The 2,993-nt window shown below is 65.0% G+C and carries 3 protein-coding genes; all 3 read left to right on the top strand.

Translation table 11 applies throughout. The features are described 5' to 3' along the window. Positions 1-493 precede the first annotated feature (493 nt). From NKJ08_RS38310 to NKJ08_RS38320, 3 genes are read left to right on the top strand one after another with little or no spacing between them, the layout of a single operon-like run. Positions 494-1,291, top strand: a complete 798-nt coding sequence (locus NKJ08_RS38310) for a DUF3108 domain-containing protein (protein ID WP_352531928.1) — start codon at positions 494-496, stop codon at positions 1,289-1,291. A 43-nt stretch (positions 1,292-1,334) separates the two neighbouring features. Next, a complete protein-coding gene (gene yddG / locus NKJ08_RS38315; protein ID WP_352531930.1) occupies positions 1,335-2,225 on the top strand; it encodes an aromatic amino acid exporter YddG in 891 nt (296 codons plus the stop codon). Further along, entirely contained in the window at positions 2,222-2,893 is a 672-nt protein-coding gene (locus NKJ08_RS38320) for a lysoplasmalogenase family protein (RefSeq protein WP_352531932.1), read from the top strand. Before yddG ends, NKJ08_RS38320 begins: the two co-directional genes overlap by 4 nt. The last annotated feature ends 100 nt before the right edge of the window (positions 2,894-2,993 follow it).

The raw sequence follows: 2,993 nt of genomic DNA on the forward strand, positions 1-2,993 counted from the left end.
CCCGTGGGGGGTCCCCCCCCCCCCCCAACAACTCGCCCCCGCCCCCCCCGCCGTGGGGGGGCTGTGGGGCGCGCCACCCGCCCGGAGAGGGGGCTTTCGTAGGGCGCAGTTCCCCTCTCCGTCTCGGCTTCGCCGAGTCACCTCTCCCCACTTTCGTGGGGCGAGGAACCCAAGCTTCGAATGAAGGCCGCAACCCTCCCCTCTGCCCCGGCCGGGGGTCTCCCTCGCAAGGGCGGACCGGCAGCCTCGTCGAGGACGCCACATTTTGTTCTTGCTTTGTGCCGGCAGCTATGCTACTAATTTGTCCATCGTGCTAATTCGCGCCGATGACCCGCCGCCGAGGCGGGTTTTTTATTTTGGCCGTCGACCAGCCTCGTCGCTCAAGACGACAGCGCCCCTTCACATTAAGGCCGGAATTCAGCCTATAAGCGGTCACACAGGGACATGCCAGACCAGAGCTGCCCATCTCCGGTCGAGAACCAAGGACCCGCCCATGCCTCGTTCTTTACACGTTTTCCATGCCCTGATCGCGCTGTTCGCCGTCGCGCTGTCGACGACGGTTTCGGCCGCTGAGCCGCAATCCTTCACGGGTGAGTATTCGGTGTCGTTCCTCGGCCTTTCCGTGGCCAAAGCGAAATTCTCCAGCCATTACGAAGGCGACACCTATTCGATCGAGGGCAGCGTCTCCAGCGCCGGGCTCGCCACATTGTTCGACGATACGCGGGGCACGATTTCGTCGAAGGGCAAGATTTCGGGCAAGCAAATGCAGCCGCAGGCGTTTCGCGCCGACTACACGTCCGGCAAGAAGACATCGATGATCGACATCCAGTTTGCCAACGGCGTCGTGACCTCGACCAAGGTCGTGCCTGAGCCGAAAAAGCGCAATCCCAACAATTGGATACCGCTGGTCGGCAGCGATCTCGTATCGGTCCTCGATCCGATGGCCGCGACCGTCATCCATGCCGACAACCTCGACCAGGTCTGCGGGCGCACGGTGAAGCTCTATGACGGCGAAATGCGTGCCGATCTGAAACTGACCTACGAGGCGAAAGGGTCGATCTCGGTGGCCGGCTACAAGGGCGACACGGTTACCTGCAGGATGGGCTTCGAGCCGGTGGCCGGCTACCGCAAAAACCGCAAGGCGCTGAAATACCTGAAGAACCACAGCCGCATCATGGTGACGTTTGCACCGGTCGGCCAAAGCGGCGTATATGCGCCGATCCGCGCCACGGTCAGCACGCAAATCGGCCCGTTGACGATCAGCGCGGAGCGGTTCGAAGCAAACGAATAGGCGTGATCGTGCGCCGCCGCAGATGGGCACGGGGGCGACGGGTATGGCGCGCGCAACACTGATCGGCTTCTCCGCGGTCGCCATGTGGGCGCTGCTGGCGCTGCTTACGGATGCTTCGGGCGCGGTGCCGCCGTTCCTGCTTTCGGCACTCACCTTCACGGTCGGCACCTGCGTCGGACTGGTCGCCCGGCTGTTCACGCCGGCGGCCGACAGCGCCGGCAAGATACCGCGCCAAGTCTGGGTGATCGGCATTGCCGGCCTGTTCGGCTACCATTTCTTCTACTTCACGGCGCTGCGCAATGCGCCGGCCGTCGAGGCCAGCCTGATCGCCTATCTGTGGCCGCTGCTGATCGTGCTGGGGTCGGCGCTGATGCCGGGCGAGCGGCTGGCCTGGAACCATGTCGTCGGCGCGCTGCTCGGTCTTGCCGGCACGTTCCTGATCGTCACCAAGGGCGGCGGCGGACTTGCCTTCGATGCGCGTTATGCCTTCGGCTATGCGATGGCGGGCGTCTGTGCGGTGCTGTGGTCGTCCTATTCGCTGTTGTCGCGGCGCTTCCCGTCGGTGCCGACCAGCATCGTCACCTGGTTCTGTGCCGCCACCGCGGCACTTTCGCTCGTCTGCCATCTCTTGCTGGAGCGGACGGTACTGCCCGACGGCGCCGGCCAGTGGCTGGCCGTGCTCGGCCTCGGTCTGATGCCGGTGGGGGCGGCGTTCTATGCCTGGGACATCGGCGTCAAGCGCGGCAACATCCAGGTGCTGGGGGCGGCGAGCTACGCCGCGCCGCTGCTGTCGACGCTGGTGCTGATCGCCGCCGGCTTCGCCGAGCCGTCATGGCGCATCCTCGCCGCCTGCGTGCTGATCACCGGCGGCGCGGCACTGGCGGCGAAATCGCTGTTCCTGCGCAAGCCGGCTGCGAGCGAGGCAAACGCATGATGCCGTTTCCCGGCGGCATCGACGCCAATGCCAATGCGACGCTGGTGTTTTCGCTGGCGGCAGCGGTGATCTACGCGTTCAGCCTCGGCATGCCGCCGCGCCTTTCGCGGTCGGCAGCAAGGACATTGGCGGCGGCGATGCTGGCGGTGCTGGTCGTGCAGCAGGGCGGGCCATGGCTGCTCGTCGCCGCGCTGGCCTTCAGTGCCATTGGCGACGCTTTCCTGTCGCGCGACGGCGAGAAGGCTTTTCTTGGCGGCACGGCCAGTTTTCTTGCCGCGCATGTGCTTTACGTCGCGCTGTTCCTGCGCTCCGGCGGCGGCCTCGGGCAGCTTTTGGCCGAACCGTGGCGAGCAGTGATCGTGCTGGCGCTGACCGTATTCGCGCTGGCCATGCTTTTCGCGCTCTGGCGCCGCGTTGGCCCCGCTTTGCGTTTGCCGATCAGTGTGCATGCCGCGGCAATCCTCGCCATGGGCATTGCCGCGCTCACCCTGAACAGTGCCTGGGCCGTCGGCGGCGTCGTCCTGCTCATGCTGTCCGACGGGTTGCTTGCTTCGGAAAAGTTCCTGCTGCCCGCCATCTCGCCGTACCGCGTCTGGATGCGCCACGCAGTCTGGGCGCTGTATTATGCCGGCCAGCTGGCGATCACGCTGGGTTTTCTTTTGGGTTAGGTGTGCCTAGGTGTTTAGTCCCGGCGTTTGATGGGTGGGATCGAGTCGGAACCGTTCGGGCTCTTTTGCCCAAATTTTGCAGATGAACTCATAGGGTGTG

Origin of the sequence: Mesorhizobium sp. M0244 (assembly GCF_040321795.1) — a bacterium.
Taxonomy (GTDB): Bacteria; Pseudomonadota; Alphaproteobacteria; order Rhizobiales; family Rhizobiaceae; genus Mesorhizobium.